General features: G+C 68.3%; 17 protein-coding genes. 10 read left to right on the top strand and 7 right to left on the bottom strand.

The genetic code is table 11. The features are described 5' to 3' along the window. Positions 1–2: 2 nt before the first annotated feature. Entirely contained in the window at positions 3–635 is a 633-nt protein-coding gene (locus K254_RS0119575) for a TetR/AcrR family transcriptional regulator (RefSeq protein WP_026556773.1), read from the top strand. Positions 636–660: 25 nt separating this feature from the next. On the opposite strand, the gene K254_RS25055 is transcribed toward K254_RS0119575, so the two are convergent. Next, positions 661–1,215: an SRPBCC domain-containing protein gene (locus tag K254_RS25055; protein WP_051389419.1), complete on the bottom strand. Its 555-nt coding sequence runs from the start codon at positions 1,213–1,215 to the stop codon at positions 661–663. Between the two features lie 129 nt (positions 1,216–1,344). Here K254_RS25055 and K254_RS0119565 point away from each other — a divergent pair, with 129 nt between their 5' ends. Both K254_RS0119565 and K254_RS0119560 read left to right on the top strand, forming a co-directional pair. Next, the gene (locus tag K254_RS0119565; protein ID WP_026556772.1) at positions 1,345–2,148 is read left to right on the top strand and encodes a DUF1684 domain-containing protein; all 804 of its coding nucleotides are present in this window, start codon (positions 1,345–1,347) and stop codon (positions 2,146–2,148) included. A gap of 125 nt (positions 2,149–2,273) precedes the next feature. Continuing rightward, positions 2,274–3,131, top strand: coding sequence for a metal-dependent hydrolase (locus K254_RS0119560; protein ID WP_026556771.1), 858 nt, complete (start codon positions 2,274–2,276; stop codon positions 3,129–3,131). 55 nt (positions 3,132–3,186) lie between these two features. On the opposite strand, the gene K254_RS0119555 is transcribed toward K254_RS0119560, so the two are convergent. Both K254_RS0119555 and K254_RS0119550 read right to left on the bottom strand, forming a co-directional pair. Next, positions 3,187–4,386 (bottom strand): acyl-CoA dehydrogenase family protein, encoded by a 1,200-nt coding sequence (locus K254_RS0119555; RefSeq protein WP_035750386.1) that lies wholly within the window; start codon positions 4,384–4,386, stop codon positions 3,187–3,189. A 54-nt stretch (positions 4,387–4,440) separates the two neighbouring features. Further along, the gene (locus K254_RS0119550; protein ID WP_026556769.1) at positions 4,441–5,214 is read right to left on the bottom strand and encodes a 3-hydroxyacyl-CoA dehydrogenase; all 774 of its coding nucleotides are present in this window, start codon (positions 5,212–5,214) and stop codon (positions 4,441–4,443) included. A gap of 142 nt (positions 5,215–5,356) precedes the next feature. Here K254_RS0119550 and K254_RS24325 point away from each other — a divergent pair, with 142 nt between their 5' ends. Then, positions 5,357–6,649, top strand: coding sequence for a glycoside hydrolase family 76 protein (locus K254_RS24325; RefSeq protein ID WP_231391919.1), 1,293 nt, complete (start codon positions 5,357–5,359; stop codon positions 6,647–6,649). Between the two features lie 21 nt (positions 6,650–6,670). On the opposite strand, the gene K254_RS24320 is transcribed toward K254_RS24325, so the two are convergent. Together K254_RS24320 and K254_RS0119535 are read right to left on the bottom strand one after the other, a co-directional pair. Continuing rightward, a complete protein-coding gene (locus K254_RS24320) occupies positions 6,671–7,411 on the bottom strand; it encodes a phosphatase PAP2 family protein (RefSeq protein WP_081710266.1) in 741 nt (246 codons plus the stop codon). A gap of 96 nt (positions 7,412–7,507) precedes the next feature. Beyond that, positions 7,508–8,104, bottom strand: a complete 597-nt coding sequence (locus K254_RS0119535) for a YdeI/OmpD-associated family protein (protein WP_026556768.1) — start codon at positions 8,102–8,104, stop codon at positions 7,508–7,510. A gap of 228 nt (positions 8,105–8,332) precedes the next feature. Here K254_RS0119535 and K254_RS0119530 point away from each other — a divergent pair, with 228 nt between their 5' ends. The 4 genes from K254_RS0119530 to tgt all read left to right on the top strand — a co-directional run bounded on the left by K254_RS0119530 (position 8,333) and on the right by tgt (position 11,904). After that, positions 8,333–8,872: an NUDIX hydrolase family protein gene (locus tag K254_RS0119530; protein ID WP_026556767.1), complete on the top strand. Its 540-nt coding sequence runs from the start codon at positions 8,333–8,335 to the stop codon at positions 8,870–8,872. Positions 8,873–8,880: 8 nt separating this feature from the next. After that, entirely contained in the window at positions 8,881–9,771 is an 891-nt protein-coding gene (locus K254_RS24315) for a DUF6707 family protein (RefSeq protein WP_051389416.1), read from the top strand. 32 nt (positions 9,772–9,803) lie between these two features. Continuing rightward, positions 9,804–10,520 carry an SRPBCC family protein gene (locus K254_RS0119520; RefSeq protein WP_026556766.1) on the top strand — a complete coding sequence of 239 codons (717 nt, stop codon included), beginning with the start codon at positions 9,804–9,806 and terminating at the stop codon, positions 10,518–10,520. A gap of 79 nt (positions 10,521–10,599) precedes the next feature. Further along, positions 10,600–11,904: a tRNA guanosine(34) transglycosylase Tgt gene (tgt, locus tag K254_RS0119515; RefSeq protein ID WP_026556765.1), complete on the top strand. Its 1,305-nt coding sequence runs from the start codon at positions 10,600–10,602 to the stop codon at positions 11,902–11,904. A 98-nt stretch (positions 11,905–12,002) separates the two neighbouring features. Here the strand turns inward: tgt and K254_RS0119510 are convergent, their stop codons facing one another. Together K254_RS0119510 and K254_RS0119505 are read right to left on the bottom strand one after the other, a co-directional pair. Beyond that, complete coding sequence (locus tag K254_RS0119510; RefSeq protein ID WP_026556764.1) at positions 12,003–12,437, bottom strand: DoxX family protein; 435 nt, start codon at positions 12,435–12,437, stop codon at positions 12,003–12,005. A gap of 155 nt (positions 12,438–12,592) precedes the next feature. Then, positions 12,593–13,327 (bottom strand): queuosine precursor transporter, encoded by a 735-nt coding sequence (locus K254_RS0119505; protein WP_051389415.1) that lies wholly within the window; start codon positions 13,325–13,327, stop codon positions 12,593–12,595. Between the two features lie 380 nt (positions 13,328–13,707). Here K254_RS0119505 and K254_RS24310 point away from each other — a divergent pair, with 380 nt between their 5' ends. Continuing rightward, complete coding sequence (locus tag K254_RS24310) at positions 13,708–17,145, top strand: S8 family peptidase (protein ID WP_081710265.1); 3,438 nt, start codon at positions 13,708–13,710, stop codon at positions 17,143–17,145. 345 nt (positions 17,146–17,490) lie between these two features. Further along, positions 17,491–21,291 carry a S8 family serine peptidase gene (locus K254_RS24305; RefSeq protein ID WP_081710264.1) on the top strand — a complete coding sequence of 1,267 codons (3,801 nt, stop codon included), beginning with the start codon at positions 17,491–17,493 and terminating at the stop codon, positions 21,289–21,291. Positions 21,292–21,302 lie beyond the last annotated feature (11 nt).

Raw genomic sequence — 21,302 nt, 5'->3', positions numbered from 1 at the left:
AAGTGGATCGACCGCGGGCCAAGCGGGCCGGCGAGCGCCGGCGCCACCCCACCGAGGTGCGCCGGCAGTTGGTCATCAGTGCGGCCCGCGACCTCATCGCGGACAAGGGGCTGTTCGGTGTGCAGATCCGGGACATCTCCGCCGCCTGCGGGGTCTCCCCGGGGACCATCACCTACCACTTCAGCGGCCTGGACGAGGTGCTGATGGAGGTGGTCAAGGCCGAGACCACCAACTTCTACGTCCCGCTCCAGGAGGGGGCCCGCGGCACGGGGGACCCGGCGGCGGAGCTGCTGTACTTCCTCCGCGGCCTGTTTGGCTCGGACGAGGACGCCCGCAGGCACTGGTTGATCTGGTTTGATTTCTGGGCCGCCGCCACCCGGGACGAGCTCTACGGCCGCTGGATGACCGAGCACTACGGTGCCTGGCGCGACGCCCTGCGCGAGATCACCCGCAAGGGCGTCGAGGATGGGGTGTTCACCTGCAGCGACCCGCAGCGGTTCGCGACCGAAACGGCCGCCATGGTCGATGGCCTGGCGGTGCAGTGCTACGCCCGCAATCCGGCGATTTCGGTGGAGGCCTCCAGGGAGCTGCTGGTCAGCTTCGTGAAGCGCGAGCTGGGCCTGGCCCCGGCCTGAGGCCGGCCCCGGCCCTGGGGCTGCCCTACGCCTGGGCCTGCTGGTAGGCGGCGTGGATCTTTTCCCAGGCCGGGTAGAAGTCGTCCCACCAGCGCGGCCAGTCCACGGCCTTGCCGTCCAGGGCCTCCTGCAGGTGGTCCAGATGGCAGTGCCAGCCCGCCAGGCTCATCAGCACGACGTCGTCGGTGGCGTTGATGGTGTTGGTGAAGACCAACCGGGTGCCGCCGCCGGGCAGCTCGGACAGCTCGGCGCGGATGACGCCGTGCATGGCGTTGCTGATTTCCAGCAGCCGCCCGTCCTCTGCGGCCAGCACCTTGCCATTCCACCAATCCAGCTCTGTGCCCTCGCCCATGTCCTTGCCGTTGAGCCATTTCAGGTCAAAGGAGGAGCCGGTGCGGGCCATGCCGCGGGTGCGGGCCCACCACAGCTCGGTCTTGGCCGGATCGGTCAGCATCGCCCAGATCACCGCCGGCGGGGCGGGGTATTCGCGGACCAGGGCCAGCACGGCCGTCCCGTCCTCGGTGTGCGCGGCGGTCCCCAGCGGGTGCCGCGTCATGTCCGTGTTCAACTCTGTGCTCATGGGGGCTCCTCGCATCGATGGTCTCCTTCTAGGATAAGGAATATCCACTCCACAGCCGCCGTTGTGGAAGGCGTCAGCACGCCGCCCCGGAGCCCGGGCCCGTGGACCTTTCCTTGGCAAAGGAGCATCATGAGCGCCACACCATCCGCCGCCTCAGCCCTCACCGAGCGCTGGAACCGGTTCCGCACGGGGCGCAACAAGGCCCTCGCCGCCGAACACGGCTGGCTCACCCTCACCTCCTTCCAGTGGCTGCCCGCCGGGCCGGGCCCGCTGAAGCTGGTCCCCGGGCTGTGGAGCACGGATGGCACGACGGCGACGCTCACCGCCGGCGCGGACGAGGGCCTGGTGCTGGTGGAGACGGGCGAACCCGTGGACGGCACCATCGAGGCCGTGCTGGACGATGAGGAATCGCTGATGTGGGTCCGGCACGGGAGCGTCGTGGTGGAGCTGGCCATGCGCGCCGGCCGCTACGCGATCCGCACCCGCGACGCCGCCTCCCCCGTCTACACCGAATTCACCGAGGTACCGGTGTTCGGCTACAACCAGATGATGGTGGTCGAGGGCCGCTTTGAACCCTTCGAGGAGCCGCGCGCCGTGGAGATCGGCACCGCCAACCCCGAGGTGCCCGGCACCGCCGTCGTCGTGGGCGAGGTGGTGTTGGAGCTGGCCGGAACCACCTACCGGCTGGCCGCGGAGGAGGGTGCGCTGGGCTCGCTGGTGATCACCTTCCACGACGCCACCAACGGCGACACCACCGATGGCTGGCGCAAGCTGGAGCTGACCCGCCCCCGCCCCGACGGCACGGTGGTGGTCGACTTCAACCGCACCATCAACTACCCAAGCGCCTTCACCGACTACGGCACCTGCCCCATGCCGGTGCCCGGAAACCTCATCGAGGCCCCCATCGAGGCTGGGGAGAAGCTGCCCGAGTAGGGGGTCCACAACCCCAAAGAGTTGATTGTCGGTGCCCGCCGGTAAGGTCGGGAGATTGGTGGACGGGCTGCAGAGCCCGCCCGGCAATGCCACACCGTCTCCAACTTCCTTAAGGACTCCCGGCCATGATGGGCGCCCACCATGCAGCCTGCGGCGCCGCCGCATGGATTGCCATCTCCACCCAATTCGATATCCCCCTCACCGCCCTCCAACAGATAGCTCCCGCGCTCCCGGACCAACTGGTCCTGGGCATGGGGCTCATTGATGTCTCCCCGATGGGCGTCCTCACAGGCGCCCTTGTCACCGCAGGGGCGGCGCTGCTCCCCGACGCGGACCACCACAACGCCACCATCGCCCACTCGCTGCCGCCGCTGTCCAACGCCCTGTGCCGGGGCCTGGGCAAGATGTCCGGCGGCCACCGCCATGGCACGCATTCGATCATCGGCATCGTGTTCTTCGTGCTCATCGCCTGGCTGGCGGGCATGTGGACGTTGGAGGTGGAGAACTTCGGCACCATCTTCCCGGGCGCCGGGCTGCTCTCGGTGCTCCTGGTGGCCTTCGCTGCGAAGGTTTTGGCCATCATCCCCGACACCATGCAGAAATGTCCCTGGGCGCTGGGGCTGGCCACGGGCGCGTTCATCATGTTCTTTGCCCCACAGATGCAGGGCTGGTTCCCGGTGGCCATGGGCGTGGGTGCCACAGTCCACATCCTTGGCGACATGCTCACAACCGGCGGCTGCAACCTGATCTGGCCGTTTGCCATCAAGCCGCCCAAGTTCTGGCGGAAGATCCCGGTGCTGTCCTCGATCTGGCGGCCCAACGGAAACATGGCTCTGCCTCTGCTGGGCAACGCCGGCTCCTGGCGGGAATGGCTGATGCTGGTGCCGGTGGCGGTCTACACCGTCGTGGCGGTGGGCATCACCCTTTTCGGCATGGGCAAGACCGGCCTGTACGCCCTGGGCAGTTCCGTGGGGCTGCTCTAACCCAGCGCGGGCGGCACCACGGGCACCTGCCCCGGGTGCCGCCGGTGCCCGGCACCTAGGTGATGGCGGACATCCCCGTGATGGACCGGCCGGCGATGAGCGTGTTGATCTCCTGTGAGCCCTCGTAAGTGTAGATCGCCTCGGCGTCGGCAAAGATCTTGGCCATCTTGTAATCCGTCACGATGCCATTGCCGCCCAGAATGGACCGTCCGCTGGCCACCGTCTCGCGCATCCGCGTGGTGGTGAAGGCCTTGGCCAGCGCCACCTGGTCCATCCCGGCGCCCGGGCCGGCGCCGCCGCCGTCGTCCTGCAGCTGGGCGATCCGCACCATCAATGCCATGGAGGCCGTGGCGTTGCCCAGCATCTGCACCAGCTGGGACTGGATGAGCTGGAAGCGGGCCAGCGGCCGGCCAAACTGTTCGCGTTCGACGGCGTAGGCGCGGGCGACGTCGAACGCCCCCAGCTGCTGGCCCACGGCCTGCCAGGCCACCATGATGCGCGAGCCGCGCAGGAGCACATTGGTGTCCGAGAACGAACCGATGCCGGCAAAGCGGTCGCGCTCCTCGATCCGCACATCATCGAGCGTGATGTGGGCGTTCTGCACAGTGCGCAGGGCGATCTTGTTTTCGATGCGGGTCCGGGTGACGCCGGGCAGGTTTGCATCCAGGATGAAGCCGCGGATCTGCCCGGTCTCGCTGTCCTTGGCCCAGAGCAGCATGTAGTCGCAGAAGGTCCCATTGCCGATCCACCGCTTGGCCCCGTTGAGCAGCCAGTGCACCGAGCCGTCCGCCTCTTCCACCCGAGTGGCGGTGGTGGCCATGCCGCCGGCCACATCGCTGCCGTGCTCCGGCTCCGTCAACGCGAAGGCCCCGGTGGTCTTCAGCGCCAGCGCATCGGGCAGCAGCCTGTCCTTCTGCTCCTGGGAGCCGAAATCGTGCAGCGCCTGGACAAAGAGATCGTGGTGCACCAGGAAGAACGTGGCCAGCGAGGTGTCCACCCGGGTCATCTCCGCCACCACCATGCCGGCGAAGAGGCTGGAATAGGCCCGCCGGTCCGGGCCCGAAAGCTCCAGGGCGGCCAGCTTGGGCAGGATGTGCACCGGGAATTCGGCGTCATTCCACCAGCCGGTGGCATGGGGCTCCACCTCGGCGGCGAGGAACCCGCGCAGCTGGGCCAGCTTGGCCCGTTCGGGGGCGCTGAGCAGGTGCTCGTAGTGGTAGAAATCCGCCGGCGGCAGGGACTCCAGGCTCGTCATCGAGCCCTCCAATCTGGTGGTCCGGAAAACCCGGGAACGTGAGGCGGCGTGGGGCTACCTGGGCTGCATCCGGATGGCGCCGTCGAGCCGGATGGTCTCGCCGTTGAGCATGGCGTTGGAGATGATGTGCTCCACCAGCGCCGCATATTCGTCCGGCTTGCCCAGCCGGGAGGGGTGCGGCACCTGGGCGCCCAGGGAGTCCTGGGCCTCCTGCGGCAGCGAGGCCAGCATCGGCGTCTCGAAGATGCCCGGGGCAATGGCCACCACCCGGATCAGCGACCGCGCCAGCTCGCGCGCCACGGGCAGCGTCATGGCGGCCACGGCCCCCTTGGAGGCGGCGTAGGCGGGCTGGCCGATCTGCCCGTCGAAGGCAGCCACGGATGCGGTGTTGATGATGACCCCGCGCTCCGGACCGAACTCCCCGGCCAACGGCTCCGTGGCGGCCATGGCCTCGGCCGCCAGCCGCAGCACGTTGAAGGTCCCCACCAGGTTGATCTGGATGACCTTGGAGAAGGACTCCAGCGGCAGCACGCCGTCGCGCCCCAGCAACTTGCCCGGGGTGGCCACCCCGGCGCAGTTGACCAGGATGCGCAGCGGTCCCAGGGTTCCGGCGGCCGCCACGGCCGCGGCGACCTGCTCCTCGTTGGTGACATCGGCGGGGACAAAGAGCGCCCGCTCCCCCAGCTCAGCGGCAAGCTCGGCGCCGCGCGATTGCGGCAGGTCCACCAGCACCACAGCGGCGCCGGCGGCATGCAGGCGCCGGGCCGTCGCGGCACCCAGACCCGATGCCCCGCCGGTGATCAATGCCGCAGCATTGGAAATCTCCATATGTCCTCCTCATTGAGGCCAGGCACCACGAATGGGCCACTGTGCAAACTGATAATACTGTGCAAACTGTTAATGAAGCCTAACTGAAATGCCGCCCCGCCGGTACCGTGCCCCGGCTGGGGTGCGACGTACCCTTGCTGACATGAACTCTATGCCCGCACCAGGCCCTGGACCCCGCGGGGCGGACGATGCCGGGGCCGGTGGCGCGGACGGCCGTGGCGGCGACAGCGGGCCGGACGACGGCGGGCCGGACCGTGGCGGCGGCGGGCCCGGCCGCTGGTCGGCGCGCGCCGAGGCGGCCGCCGCCGTCGTGAACGGCCGCTACGGACACCGGCTGATGGGCCTGCCGGGGACGTGGATCGCCTCGGTGGCGCACCCCCGCACCGGCTTCCAGTGGCCGTGGTCCGGCTGGCACTACTGGTGGCAGGCCCACTATCTGGATGCCCTGGTGGACGCCGCCCTCCGGCACGCCGAGCAGGATTGGACCGGGTCGCCGGACGGAGTTGGAGTACACGGCGGAGCCGGGGTGCCGGCCAACTCCGTTCCTCCGGGCGGATTTGTGGCGCCGGGCGCCCCTGAGCTGGCGAGGATCCGCGCGCTGCTGCGCGGCATCCGGATCCGCAATTTTGCCCGGCTCGGCAACAACTATTTCGACGACATGGCCTGGCTGGCCTTGGCCGCCCGCCGCGCCAGCGCCCTCGCGGCGCAGAGCGGTGTTGCCCGCTGGCGGGGTGCCCGCCGGGCGGATGCCGTGCTGGGCAGCCGGCTCCGGGGCGGGCAGAGCGACAGGCTGGGCGGCGGCATCTACTGGTCCACGGCCCGGGACTACAAGAACACCCCCGCCAACGGCCCGGCCGCGCTCTACTTTGCCCGGCAGGGTTCTGTGGACACCGCCGGGGCGCTGGTGGACTGGCTGCACCGGGAGCTCTTTGATCCCGATGCGGGGCTCTATCTTGACGGCGTCCACCCCACGGCCACCGGGCGTGAAGTGGAGCGGACGCTGTACACCTACAACCAGGGGCCAATCCTGGGCGCCCTGCTGGAACTCGGCTCGGCCGAGCAGCTCGCCCGTGCGGCCGAACTGGTTGCGGCGGTGGGCCGCGGCTTCGCCGCCGCAGAGCCGGCCGGCGCCGTCGTGCTGCATGGCTCCGGCGACGGCGGGCTGTTCACCGGCATCCTGCTGCGCCATTTGGCCCAGGCAGCCATCGATCCCCGGCTGCCGCAGGAGACCCGGGATGTGGCGGCCGCCCTGGTGGAGGGGACCGCCGAGTCCCTGTGGGCCGGGCGCCGAAGCACACCATTTCTGGCCTTCCCGGACACCACAGGCCAGACCGCAGCCGAGCGCTTTGGCCCGGACGACGCCGTCGGGCTCTCCTCGCAGCTCCAGGCCTGGCTGGCCTTCGAGGCCGCCGACGTCATCGAGCGGGGACGGTAGGCCGCAGCTGGCGGGCGGGCCCTACCGGACGGGTGCCGGCGAGGGGATTGAAGCAGTGTTCCGGCGCCGGGACGCGGCCCAACGGGACCCGGCTCCGTCAACCAGCACCACGACGCCCAGCATGGCCACGCCGAGCCCGATGGAGGCCAGGACGTCGGTGGGCCAGTGGTAGCCCAGGTACACGCGGCTGAGCGCCACCGTGGGGATCAACGCAACGGCCGACAGCACGAGAACGGTGCGGCGCGCCGTCGAGGACCGGCGGGACAGGACGAGATAGGCCAGCGAGAGCAGGAAGACGGTGATGCCAAGGGTGTGGCCGGAGGGGAAGGAGAAGGCATCATCCGGGCCCATCAGCATCTGCTCGGTGGCGGGACGGCTGCGGGCCAGCAGGTGCTTGAGGATCCAGGACACTCCCACGGTGGCAGCCATCGCGGCCATCAGCAGGCCCGGGCGCCACAACTCCCGGCGCCGCCAGGCCCAGAGCGCGGCGAAGCCGATGCCCAGGACGGTGAGCCAGGTGGGTGAGGACACCGTCGTGACGGCCTCCAGCAGAGCTGTGGCCCACGGTGTGCGGTGCTCCACCAGCCAGCTGTGGACGTCCGGATCGATGGCGGCCAGCCCGGTGGCCGTGCGCATCTGCCAGGCGAACGCGCCAAAGACAGCGGTGCCCAGCACCAGCAGCAGGACGCCCATCCTGGGTTTCGGGGCAGCGGTGGGTGGCCGGCGCGCACTAGTGGCCGGGCGGGTGGAGGATGTCATCATCCAATGCTCCACCCCGCCGCTGGCCGTTGCCCGGACGAAGGCTGGACGTGCGCTGGATGCTGCGCGGAGATCGTCGCTGCGGTGCGGGGCGGCAGGCTATGGTGTGGGGCGGCGCTTCTGCGGATAGGGCGTCTCGCCGCGGGCCAGCATGTCCACAAAACCGGCGATCTTCTTCACCCTCGTGGCGGCCGTTTTCACCGAACCGACCCGGTAGACCAGCGCGTACCGGTTGGTGGCAGTCAGCACCTCAAACATCGCGGCGGCATCGGGGTTCGCCGCAATTGCAGCGGCCAGATCCTCGGGCACCTCGGACGATGCCTGCCCCGAATATGCCACCTCCCAGCGCCCGTCGGCCTTTGCGGCGTCGACGGCGGCAAGTCCTGCCGGCTGCATGAGACCGGCCTCCTGCAGCCGGGCTATGTGCCCCACATTGATCTTGGACCAGATGCTGCGTGCCGTGCGCGGAGTGAATCGCCGCAGGTGGCTGCCGTCGTCCCGACTGCCGGCCACCCCGTCGATCCAGCCGAAGCACAGCGCCGCATCCAACGCCTCGGCATAGAGCAGCGAGGTGACGTTCCCGCCCTTCTTGTGCAGCACCAGCCGGACACCCGGGCTGGTGGCGTGGTGTTCGGCCAGCCAGTCCCGCCACGCCGCGGCGTCGGGGACCAAAAGTTCAGGAAGCAGTTCCGCCATGGCCCAAGCCTAGCGCCCGCGGGGCCCCGATCGAGCGGAGCGAATTTGGGGAGGGTGCGACGGCGCTAGCGCCCGCGGGGCCCCAAATGAGCGCAGCGAATTTGGGGAGGGTGCGACGGCGCTAGCGCCCGCGGGGCCCCAAATGAGCGCAGCGAATTTGGCGAGGCGCGGCGGCGCCAACGGCGGGGGCGGCGGGCGCTGGGCCCCAACATCCGGTACAACTGGTGTATGAGTGTTCGCACCCCCGATCCCTTCCCCGGCTGGCTTTCCGACGACGACCTCTATGAGGCGCGGAGCCGGCTGCCCATGCTCTACGTCGAAGCCGTGCCGGTCCGGCTGGACCCGCTGGGCTACGTCAGCGAGGTGGGTTTGCTGCTGCAGGCCGACGAGGACGGCGCCATGGTCCGCACGCTGGTTTCCGGCCGTGTGCTGTACCGCGAGACCGTCCGGGCCGCGCTGCTGCGGCATCTGGAAAAGGACCTGGGCCCGATGGCGCTGCCGCAGCTGCCGGTCAGCCCGGTGCCGTTCACGGTGGCCGAGTACTTCCCCGCCCCTTCCCAGACCGGCTTCACCGACGAGCGCCAGCACGCCGTCGCACTGGCCTACGTCATCCCCGTCACCGGTGAATGCTCCCCGCGCCAGGATGCGCTTGAGCTGACCTGGATGACGCCGGCGGAGGTGCTGAGCCCGGACGTCCAGCAGGAATTTGCCGGTGGCCGCGGGGAGCTGCTCCGCCAGGCGCTGGCCTTCGCCGGCTACAACGGATAGGTCCTCCCATGCACGCCGATCCGCTCAAGACGCTCGTCCCCGGCACCACCATCACCACCCCGGGCGGCGAGGTGGTGGTGGCCACCGCCGTCGGCTGGGAGCGTGACGACTACGGCCAGCCCGCGGTCGCCGTCGTCGAGTACGACGGCGGGAGCGTGCGGATCGCGGCCGGAACCACCGCCACCGTGCTCGCCAGGCCGAAGCCGGCCCTCCCGCCGAGCCAGCTGCCCGCGGCCGATCCGGCGGTGCTGGCAGGCATCCTCAGCGCCGCGGCGGCCGCCCATGGAGCGCACGAGAGCGTCCAGCGGCTCACTGCCCGGCTGGGCAAGGGGTTCAACCCGCGCTCCGGGGCCAATCTGGCGGACTTGAAGGATCTGGCGCAGGTGCTGTTCGTCCAGCTCAACGACCCGGCCAATGCCCGTGCCGTCCTGGGGCTCCTGACCGATCTGCCCTACGACAGCACCCCCGGGCGCTGGTCCTCCATCGAGCAGGCCCTTGCGCTGGAGCACTACATGGCCCGCGCGGATGATCCGCTGCGGGCGGACCAGCTGGCCTATGCCCTGCGGGCGCCGGACCGTGCGGAGTTGGACGCCTTCCGGGCCAAGACGAACGCCGAGGTCCGCCAGCGCACCCTGAACGAACCCAATCTGTACACCAAGGAAATCACCCGGGCGGTTGACACCGGTGAGCGGGCTGCGGAGCTCCAATGGCGCGAGCTGCGGCTGAATGTGCTGCTGCATCTGCTGGCCCACGGCGGCTCGCAGACCCTGGACGACGCCGAGCTCGAGCGCCGGATCGCCGAGGAGCTGGAGCGGCTGCGCGCCGGCTGGGCCCGCGGCGGCGAGGGCTCCGCGGCCTCCACTGCTCCGGCTGCTCCGCGGCCCCTCCCCGGCACCTAGCCGGGCCCCGCGCGCCGGGGTAGATTCGTGCCATGGATACCAAGCAGATTTCGGTCCACATCAATGCCGACGCCGAGCAGGTGTGGCGGGCCCTGCGCGAACCGGCACTGACGGCGCAATGGCATGGCTGGCAGCTGGACGGCCTGGCCGAGGAGATCCAGCAGATCTACTACTCCGACGCCGTCGAATCCCCCGACCACCTGCGCCTGGATCTGGGCAAGGACGATGCCTTTGTGCTGGAACCGGTGGCCGATGGCACGGTGCTGACCATCCACCACACCAAGGGCACGGGTGAGTGGGCGAAGTACGACGCCGACATCGTCGAGGGCTGGCAGATGTTTGTGCAGCAGCTGCGGTTCATGCTTGAACGGCATCCACATGCCGAGCGCCGCACCGTCTACGTGGACGGCCAGACCACCGCCGCCACCACGCTGTGGGAGGCTCTGGGCATCGACACCGGCTGGCTCCCGGACCCCGGCGAGGACTACGAGGCCACGCTGACCACGGGGCAGGTGCTGTCCGGCAAGGTCTGGTACCGCACCGGCACGCAGCTGGGCCTGACGGTGCACTCCTACGCAGAGCACAGCGACGGGCTGTTGATCCTCACCGAACAGGCCCCGCTGGAGGGGATCCGCGAGCACTCCGGCGCCCTGCTGATCGCCTCCACCTACGGGCTGGGGGCCGCCGCGCTGGATGCGGTGGGCTCGCACTGGGACGCCTTCATGGAGACGCACTACCCGCTGGACTAGGGCCATGCCGGCGGCGCCGGGCAGGGTCCGGTGCCGCCGCCGGTTCGGGGGTGCGGGCAAAGGCTGGCAAAATGGACAAATGCCCTCCCCCGAATCCAGTTCCGCCAAACAGTCCGAGTTTTCCTTCTCCGTCAAGACCCGGTTGGACGAAAGCTGCAACCCCACGGAGGAGGCGGTGGCTGCCAACGGCGGCGGATTCCAGGGCCGTACCGGCGTCATCACCACGCCCCATGGCACCATCTCCACCCCCGCCTTCATCGCCGTCGGCACCAAGGCCACGGTGAAGTCCGTGCTGCCGGAATCCATGGCCGAACTCGGCGCCCAGGCGCTGCTCTCCAACGCCTACCACCTGTACCTGCAGCCCGGGCCGGATGTGCTGGACGCGGCCGGCGGGCTGGGGAAGTTCATGAACTGGTCCGGCCCCACCTTCACCGACAGCGGCGGATTCCAGGTGATGAGCCTTGGCTCCGGCTTCAAGAAGGTCATCAGCATGGCCGCCGTAGACGGAACGTCTGAGAGTGACCTCGCTGGCAGCGATGACAGGGTGGCCGCGGGCAAGGAGCGCCTGGCGCACATCGACGACGACGGCGTCTGGTTCAAGTCCCACCTGAACGGCGACAAGCACCGCTTCACCCCCGAGGTGTCGATGCAGGTGCAGCACCAGATTGGCGCGGACATCATGTTCGCCTTCGACGAGCTGACCACGCTGATGAACTCCCGTGCCTACCAGGAGATGTCGCTGGAGCGCACCCGGCTCTGGGCCGAGCGCTGCATCAGCGAGCACTTCCGCCTCACCGAAGACCGTGCGGCCAAGCCGTACCAGGCGCTCTTCGGCGTCATCCAGGGCGCCCAGTACGAGGACCTGCGCCGCAAGGCCTCCCGCGATCTGGGGTCGATGAACTTCGACGGCTTCGGCCTGGGCGGTGCGCTGGAGAAGGAAAATCTGGGCACCATCGTGCGCTGGTGCTCCGAGGAGCTTCCCGAGGACAAGCCCCGCCACCTGCTGGGCATCTCCGAGCCGGATGACATCTTCACCGCCATCGAAAACGGCGCTGACACCTTCGACTGCGTCTCCCCCACCCGCGTGGCCCGCTCCTCGGCGTTCTACACTCCCGACGGCCGGCTGAACCTCTCCAACGCCCGCTTCAAGCGCGATTTCGGCCCGCTGGTGGACAGCTGCGACTGCTACGCCTGCGCCAACTACTCCCGCGCCTACATCCACCACTTGTTCCGCGCCAAGGAAATGGTGGCCGCCACGCTGGTGTCCATCCACAACGAGCGCTTCGTGGTGAAGATGGTGGACGATGCCCGCCTGGCCATCGAGGACGGCACCTTCTTCGAGTTCAAGGCCGAGACCCTGGGCCGCTACTACCCCGCCACATAGACTTCAGCTCTCCGCCGCACAGCGCCAAGCCGTACGGCACAAAGAAGCGGCGCAGGCGTCCCTTTCGGGAGGCCTGCGCCGCTTTTCACATCTCCTGGCTAGGCCAGCACGCTCAGCTTGGACGTGCTGCGGCCGAACAGTGCGTAGTCCGCCGACAGCCGGCCGGGGCCCACCAGCACCACGGCCAGGGCAGCTGCGGCCAGCAGCAGCACCAGCTCGAAGCCACCGTTTTCAACGAAGACGCCGGCGGGGGCGTGCACCAGCACCAGGGCGCCGAGCACATTCAGGGTCAGCAGGGCCGCAATCGGGCGGGACAGCAGGCCCAGCACCAGGGCGATGCCACCCACGAGCTCCAATGTGGCCACGATCGGGGCAACGACGTCGGCCGCGGGGACACCCATCTGGGCAAAGGCGCCCTGGGTGCCGGCAATGGTGAACTGGTTGTACTTCTGCCAGCCGTGGGCAGCGAAGAGGAAGCCGACGACAACGCGGAGGACAGTCTGGGCGGTCGTGGCCAGTGCGGGGTGGTTCATGGGATTGTCACCGTTTCAAGGTCATGGGGCAGGCCGTCAGGAACAGCGCAGAGCGTCAATAACTTGACGCTTCAACTAAAGCCTCTGAGACAATTGCTTGAAGTGTCAACTATTGGGCGCATCCAGCAGCCCGAACCAACCCCAGGGAAGCCGGACTAGACCCCGTAGCTCGGCTCGCGGCGCTTGATCCAGCCGATCACCAGCGAGGTCACGGGGATCAGGATGTACTGGACGGCGGTCTTGTAGAGGAAGCCCACCACCACGTAGTTGGCGAACATGCCAAGGTCCGTGATGCCGATGACCGGGGCGGCGATGGTGCAGAAGATCAGCGTGTCGACGAATTCACCCACGCCCGAGGAGCCCATCAGGCGCGCCCACAGCCGGCGCTCGCCCTGGCGGGCCTTGAGCCGGACCATGATCTGGGAGTTGATCAGCTGGCCGGCCAGGAAGGCCACCAGGCTGGCGAGCACGATCTGCGGCACCGGGCCCAGAGCGCCCTCCAATGCGGCCTGCTTGGCCACACCGTAGTCGTCGGTGAACCCGGGCAGCGCGATGATCACCCAGTAGGTGAGCGAGGCGAACACGCTCAAGGCAAAGGTGGTCAGGATGGCCTTGCGGGCCACTTTGAAGCCGAACACCTCGGAGATGACATCGCCCAGGATGTAGGCAAAGGGGAAGAGGAAGAACCCGCCATCGGTGATGATGGGGCCGAACTGGACACCCTTGGCGGCACCGATGTTGGAGAGGATGACGATGACGGCCATGCAGGCCAGCAGGATCGCGAAATGCGGGCTGCCGACGGCGGCAAATTTGGCCGCCGGGCGCACGGCAGTGCCGGCGTCGGCGCTCTTGAAGGGTTCTGCGGAGGCATTGTTTTGCAGCTGTGGCATGGGAATTCTCAAATCTACCTAGTGGTTCGCATCCGCAGCGGAGTCCCCGGCGGAGCTGTATTAGCACTGGACCCGTCTGCACCCGGGCCAGCGTCAATTCTGCCACGAAGCGCGGCGGCCGCCACCTGGCTGCAACAACCGCCGCCCAGCGGGAATCGGCACCAGGCCCCGCCGTCGGCGTCACTGCACGCAACAACTTTCTCCAGACCTTTGACAAGAAAGTCAAAAGCCATAAAGGTTGGGACGGGAATCACCACAAAGACGTGGCGGTCCCACCGGCCATCGGGACTCAGCCCGGAGGCATGGTCATCACTGCATTGTCTGGCTCCGACGGTTCCCCACAAAGGCATCGGCCCGGGCAATCCTGCATGAGGAGATCGATGAGCAAGCACCACCATCGCGCCAGAACCCGCGTTCTGGCCGTGTTGACAGGGTTGGCCCTGGCCGCCACAGCAGCAGGAACCGCCGTCGCCGACGACTCATCCGACGCCCTGCCGCTGGCCCAGGGATTCACCAAGACAACTGCGCCGTTGAGCCTGGCTCCGGCGCAGAAGTACGGCGGGAACCTGGCCGACGCCGCGGGACCCATCTCGGTTTTCGTCCAGTTCCAGGGCCAGGGCGCCTTCGACGCCACCCAGCCGCAGTCGGTCAAGGACGATCCCACCGCCGCGACGGTTGATGCCTCGGCCGCTGTCAAACAGATCCGCGCCGGCATTGAGTCGACGGCGGCCGCCGTCACCTCCGCGGCGGCAGGCACCACGCTGTACACCACCACCAACACGATTCCAGGCGCCGGCATCACCGCCGACGCCGCGAGCATCCGCGAGCTGGCCAAGCGCACCGACGTCGTCAAGATCACCCCGATTGTGCCCAAGCGCTATGCCAACGGCAGCACGGACATTGACACCAAGGCGCTCAGTGCCTGGACGCAGAACCATGCCACCGGCGCCAAGGCCACCATCGCCGTGATCGACACGGGCATCGACTACACGCACACCGACTTTGGCGGACCCGGGACGGCAGCGGCGTATGCCGCAGCCAAGGCCTCCAACACGCTGGTGCCGGGCACCTACGATCCCGCCAAGTTTGCCGGCGGCTACGACCTTGTCGGAGATTCCTACAATGCCGACCCCGCGGCCGGCCCGGGCTACCAGCCCGTCCCGGCGCCCGACGCAAATCCTCTGGACTGCACCGGAGCCGGGCACGGCACCCACGTCGCCGGCACCGCTGCGGGCTACGGCGTCAAAGCAGATGGGACCACCTTCACCGGCGACTACGGGACGCTCGATGAGGCGGCCGTGAACGCGATGCGCATTGGCCCCGGCTCGGCCCCGATGGCCAAGCTGGTGTCGCTGCGCGTCTTCGGCTGCGCCGGCTCCTCCGATGTCGTGGGCAACGCCCTGGACAAGGTGTTGGACCCCAACGGCGACGGCGTCTTTGATGACCGCGCCAACATCGTGAACATGTCCCTCGGCTCCGATGGATCCCCCACCGACGACCCCGAGAACGCCATCGTGGACAACTTGACCAAGCAGGGCGTGCTGTCAGTGGTGGCATCCGGCAACGCCGGGGACACCCACGACATCGGCGGCTCGCCGGGCAATGCCAAGACCTCCCTGACGGTGGCCAACAGCGTTGGCTCCAAGGCCGCAGTGGACCGGATCGACGTTCTGGCCCCCGCCGACAAGGTGGGCTCCGTGGCCGGACAGTACTCGGCCTCCTTCAACTACTCCGCATCCACCGTCACCCCCGCGCAGCTGACGGGCACTGTCCAGTTTGTCCCCGGTGTGGACCAGAGCGGCTGCACCGCCCTCACCCCAGAGCAGGCGGCCGCTGTCGCCGGAAAGTGGGCCATGTTCAGTTGGGACGACAACGATGCAACCCGCCGCTGCGGCTCCGCGGCGCGTTTCAACAATGCCCAGGCGGCCGGCGCCGTGGGTGTCGTCTTCACTTCCCAGCGCACCGTCTTTGAGGCCGGGATCGCCGGCAACGCCACCATCCCGGGCGTGCAGTTCAACAAGGCCGCCACGGATGCCCTGACGGCTGCCGCGAAGGCAGGAACCCTGCAGATCAAGCTGGATCCGGCCTGGCAGGGCACCGCCACTGCTGCCACCGGTGCCCTGGACTCGTTGAATTCCAGTTCCTCCCGCGGCGTCCATGGCTCCAACGGGATTGTGAAGCCCGACGTCGCCGCGCCCGGCACGTCCATCGCCTCGGCGGGCGTCGGCTCGGGCAGCGGTGTGGCCGTCAAGAGCGGCACATCGATGGCCACCCCGCACGTGGCCGGCATCGCCGCGCTGCTCTATTCCGCGGCCGCCGAAGCCGGTGCGAAGAATTCACCCATCACCATCAAGACCATCATCATGAACACCGCCAATGTGGACGTGCTGGCCAATGGCGTCGCCTACGGCCCCAACCGGGTGGGTTCGGGCCGGGTGAACGCCTCCGACGCCCTGAACTCCCAGGTGCTGGCCTACGCTGCGGACGATGCTGATCTGGTGAGCGTCAACTTTGGCGTCGTGGAGGTCGGCAGCAAGTCCGTCAGCCTCTCCCGGAAGATCACCCTGAAGAACCGCGGTGCAGCGGCCACGTATGCGGCCAGCTACCTACCGGCGACCACCATGCCGGGAGTCGCCTACACGGTGTCGCCGTCGTCCGTGAAGGTGCCGGCCAACGGCACTGCCAAGGTCACGGTGACCATGTCCATCGCCGATCCCACGGCCTTGGCCAAGACGCTGGATCCGACCATGAGCGCTGCCATGCTGGGCCTGCCGCGGCAGTTCCTGGCCGATGCCTCGGGCCGCGTGCAATTCGCCTCGGCCGGGAACCCGACGCTCCGGGTTCCCGTGTACACGGCGCCGAAGCCGGCCTCAGACATGAGCGTCGGCAACATCTCCTTCTCCAGTACGGGCACCACGACGACGGCGAAGCTCACCGGGCGCGGCGTCAACCAGGGCAGCGGGGCGGCAAACTACACCTCGCTGGTGGCCCCGTTTGTCCTCGGTGCAACCAGCGGCGAACTGCCCGGGACCGACAAGGCTCCACTGACCAACAAGTCCATGGACCTGCAGTATGTGGGCGCCTCCACCACCGTCCCGGCCATCGCCAAGGCGGGCGGCAACGTGGCAGCGGACGGCATGGTGAACTTCGGCATTGCCACCTATGGCAATTGGGCGGCGCTGCTGACCACCACGGCATTCGGCGTGGAAATCGACACCACCGGAGACGGCAACCCCGATTTCGTGGTGCAGACCGGGATGGTGGACAACCTCGACGCCGTCGTCGTCACCACCTACTCCGTGGCCACGGGGCAGCCGGTGGACATGGAGTTCGCCAACGGCGTTCTCGGCAACACGGACACCAACACCTTTGACACCAATGTGCTGACCCTGCCGGTCTTGGCCGGCGCGCTGGGCCTGGACCTGTCCAAGCCAGCCCCCATCAGCTACAAGGTGGTCAGCTACAGCCAGTACAACTTCAATTCGGCCAACGTCAACACCCCTGTCGTGGAGGAGACAGCGGCCATTCCGTTCGACGTCGTGGCACCGGCCCTGTGGTTCGACGGCAACGGTGCGTCCGGACTGTTCGTCGATGCCCCCGGAACTGCCCTGCAGGTCAACCGCGCAGCCGGCGCAAAAGATGCCAAGGCGTTGTTCCTGCACCTGCACAATGCCAGCGGCGAGAAGGCACAGGTGGTCTCGGCCACCGTTTCCAACGGAAACGGCAACGGTGGCGGGAACGGCAACGGGAATGGGAACGGTGGCGGGAACGGGAATGGCAACGGGAATGGCCATGGCAAGCCTCGGGTCGCCGGCTAGGGGCACCGCATAGCCACTGCCCACAACTGTGGAACCAATGGAGCGGCCGTCCCGGGGATTCCCCGGGACGGCCGCTCCATGTGCTGAAGCTGGTCTGCTTCCGCCGGTGGCGCCGTTGACGTGCTGCAGGCGCATTCACGACATGAAGTCACGTCAAAACAAAAGCGCGCGGCACCTTTGACAAGATAGTCAAAAGCCACAAGGGTGGAGACGGACATCACTTTCGCACCATGGATGGCTCCTGCGGCCCCGGCGACCAGCCCGGCGGCCGCTTCACCACCGCATTGCGTGCTCCGCCGGTCCTGCGCAGGGACCCAGGGCAAGCAATCCTGCATGAGGAGATCGATGAACAAGCAGCACAGACGCGCCGGATCAAGAATCCTGGCGGCGCTGACCGGCCTGGCCCTTGCTGCCACAGCAGCAGGAACAGCGGTTGCCGATGAGTCATCCAGCCCACAGCCCCTGGCCAAGGCCGTCACGGCAGCCCCCGCGCCCGTGGGCATCGCCCCGGCGCAGAAATTCGGCAGCAACCTCGCAGGGGCCTCGGGCCCCATCTCCGTTTATGTGCAGTTCCAGGGACAGGGCGCCTTCGACGCCACCCAGCCGCAGTCGGTCAAGGACAACCCCGCGTCGAAAACGGTGGACGCCTCCGCCGCAGTCCAGCAGATCCGTGCGGGCATTGAATCCACGGCCGCCTCCGTCACCGCCGAGTCCGCCGGCACGCACCTCTACACCACCACGAACACCCTGCCCGGCGCCGGCATCACCGCCGACGCCGCACAGATCCGCGAGCTGGCCAAGCGCCCCGACGTCCTCAAGATCACCCAGATCGTCCCCAAGACCGTCACCAACGCCGGCACCGACATCGACACCGGCGTCGTGGGCATGTGGACCGCAAGCCAGGCCACCGGCAAGCGCGCCGACGGCAGCCGCGTCAAGATCGCCGTCATCGACACCGGGCTGGACTACACGCACACGGACTTTGGCGGCCCCGGGACTCCCGAAGCCTATGCCCAGGCCAAGGCGCTGACGACGTTCCCCACCGAGGCATCAGGCCTCTATGATCCACTCAAGTTTGTCGGCGGCTGGGACCTGGTGGGCGATACCTACAACGCAGACCCGACCTCCGCGAGCTACCAGCCTGTTCCGAATCCGGATGCCAACCCGCTGGACTGCGGCACCGCCGGGCACGGAAGCCACGTAGCAGGAACAGCGGCCGGCTACGGCGTCAATGCCGACGGAACCACGTTCGACGGCGACTACGGCACCCTTGATGCCAATGCCGTAAACGCCCTGCGGATCGGCCCGGGCTCCGCCCCGGAGGCCGAGATCTACGCCCTGCGCGTCTTCGGCTGCGAGGGCTCCACGGATGTTGTCGCCAAGGCGCTCGACATGGCACTGGATCCCAATGGCGACGGCAGCTTCGACGACCACATGGACATCGTCAATATGTCCCTGGGGTCCAACGGCTCACCCACCGACGACCCCGAGAGTGATCTGATCGACAAGCTGGCGGAGAACGGCGTCCTGACGGTTTCCTCGTCCGGGAACTCCGGCGACACCTTCGACATCGGCGGCGCTCCGGGCAATGCCCGGTCGGCGCTGACGGTCGCCAACAGCGTGGGATCCCAGGCCGCGCTGGACAAGATCGATGTCCTGGCCCAGGACGGCAGCGTGGCATCAACCGCCGCAGGCCAGTACTCCGATTCCTTCAATTACTCCGGCGCCGGGGTCACCCCGGCCACCCTCACCGGCACCGTGCTCTACGCCCCCGGCCCCAACCTGACAGGCTGCACGGCCTTCAGCTCTGAGGAGGCTGCAGTCCTTGCCGGCAAGTGGGTCATGCTGAGCTGGGATGACAACGATGCCACCCGCCCCTGCGGGTCCGCAGCGCGCTTCAACAACGCCCAGGCCGCAGGTGCCACCGGCGTGGTCTTCGACTCCCAGCGCACCGTCTTCGAGGCCGGCATTGCCGGCAACGCCACCATCCCCGGCGTGCAGTTCAACAAGGCCGCCAGCGACGCACTGACCCCGGCCGCCAAGGCGGGCACCCTGAAGATCGCTCTGGCTCCGGGCTACAAGGGCCTGGCAGCAGTGCCCACAGGGGCACTGGACACGCTGAACGCCGGCTCCTCGCGCGGCGTCCACGGCTCCAACGGCATCGTCAAGCCCGACGTCGCAGCACCGGGGACCTCCATCGCCTCCGCCGGCGTTGCCTCCGGCAGCGGCGCGGCCGTCAAGAGCGGCACTTCCATGTCGGCCCCGCATGTGGCAGGCATCGCGGCAGCTCTGCTGTCGACCATCGATCTGTCACCCGCACAGCTGAAGACCACCATCATGAACACGGCGAACGTCGATGTGAAGGTTGGCGCCACCATCTATGGCCCCAACCGGGTCGGATCTGGCCGGGTCAACGCCAGCGATGCGCTGACCAGCCATGTGATGGCCTACGCCACGGATGATCCCGCCCTGACCAGCGTCAACTTCGGCGTCGTTGAGGTCGAGGGCCAGCCCGTCACGGTGGCCAAGTCCATCACCCTGGAAAACCGCGGCGCTGCAGCCAGCTACTCTGTGGCCTACAACGCGGCCACCGCCATGCCCGGCGTCGCCTACTCGGTGTCGCCGTCGTCGGTCGCCGTGCCCGCCAACGGCACAGCCGAGGTCACCATCACCATGACCATCGCGGACCCCGCAGCGCTCGCCAAGGCGCTGGATCCGACCATGAGCCCGCTCATGCTAGGCCTGCCCCGCCAGTTCCTTGCCGATGCCTCCGGCCGCGTTGAGTTCACGGCCGCCGGAGCCCCGGCCCTGCGCGTTCCCGTCTACGCGGCACCCAAGCCCTCCGCAGCCATGTCCGCCGGCGCCATCGCCTTCGGCAAGAAGGAGCTCGCCACCACGGCTCAGCTCACCGGCCGCGGAGTCAGCCAGGGAAGCGGTGCTGAGAACTACACCTCCTTGGTAGCCCCATTTGTACTGGGCGCCGAGAGCGGTGAGCTGGCCGCCACCCAGGCTGCGCCGCTCACCAACAAGTCCATGGACCTGGCGTTTGTCGGAGCCGCCACCACAGTCCCCTCGGTTGCCAAGTCCGGCGGCACCCCCGCAGACCTGGCTGCCAGGGGGATGGTGAACTTCGGCATTGCCACCCACGGAAACTGGGCCTCACTGCTGACCGCCAGCGCACTCGGTGTCGAAATCGACACCACCGGCGACGGCGTTGCTGACTACTCCGTGATGACCGGCCACGTGACGGACTTCGACGGCGTGATTGTGAGCACCACCAACCTCGCCACCGGGACCCTCGTTGACCAGCAGCCCGCCAATGGCGTGTGGGGGAACGTCGACACGAACAGCCTGGACACCAACGTCATCTCGCTGCCCGTCTCGGCGGCTGCGCTGGGCCTGGACCTGACCAAGCCGGCACCGATCACCTACAAGGTAGTCACCCGCACCCAGTACGCCTACAACAATGCCAATGCCGACGCGAATGTCGTTGACGAGACGGATCCCATCGCGTTCGACATCGTCGCCCCGGCGCTGTCCTTCAGCGGTTCGGACTCGGGACTCTTCGAAGACACCCCCGGCACCGCGATTGGCGTGGATCGCGACACCAAGACCACTGGTGCCAAGGCGCTGTTCCTGCACCTGCACAACGCCAGCGGCCAGAAGGCCCAGGTGGTTGACGCAACCGTTGAGCACGACAACGGGAACGGCAACGGCAACGGGCCAAAGGGCACATCGTCCGCGGCCTCCGTCCAGGCGGGTTCACCGCTGACCGTCTCGGGCGAAGGCTTCCCGGCCGGCATGGCCGCCACGGTCACCCTGCACTCGGATCCCGTCCAGCTGGCCGCCGTGACGACGTCGGCCGAGGGAGCCTTCGCCGTGGACACCATCGTCCCGGCCAACACGCCCGCCGGCGAGCACACCATCGTGCTCCTCGCGGCCGACGGCAGCACGTTCAGCATCCCACTGACGGTGACAGCCGCGGATGCGGCTGGCGGCGGTGATGCCGGAGTCTCGGCACAGGGCAGCCTTGCCGCCACCGGCGCCAGCGCCCTGACGCCGCTGCTGATCGCCGGGGCGTCGGTCCTGGTGGTGGCGGGAGTCCTGCTTCTGGTGCTCCGCCGCCGCAGGGCGGACGGCAGCTAGCGCCAACGCAT

It is taken from the genome of Arthrobacter sp. 35W, from assembly GCF_000482545.1.
Lineage (GTDB): Bacteria > Actinomycetota > Actinomycetes > Actinomycetales > Micrococcaceae > Specibacter.
The sequence above is the reverse complement of the archived record's forward strand: the minus strand, read 5'-3'. Positions and strand labels throughout refer to the sequence as shown.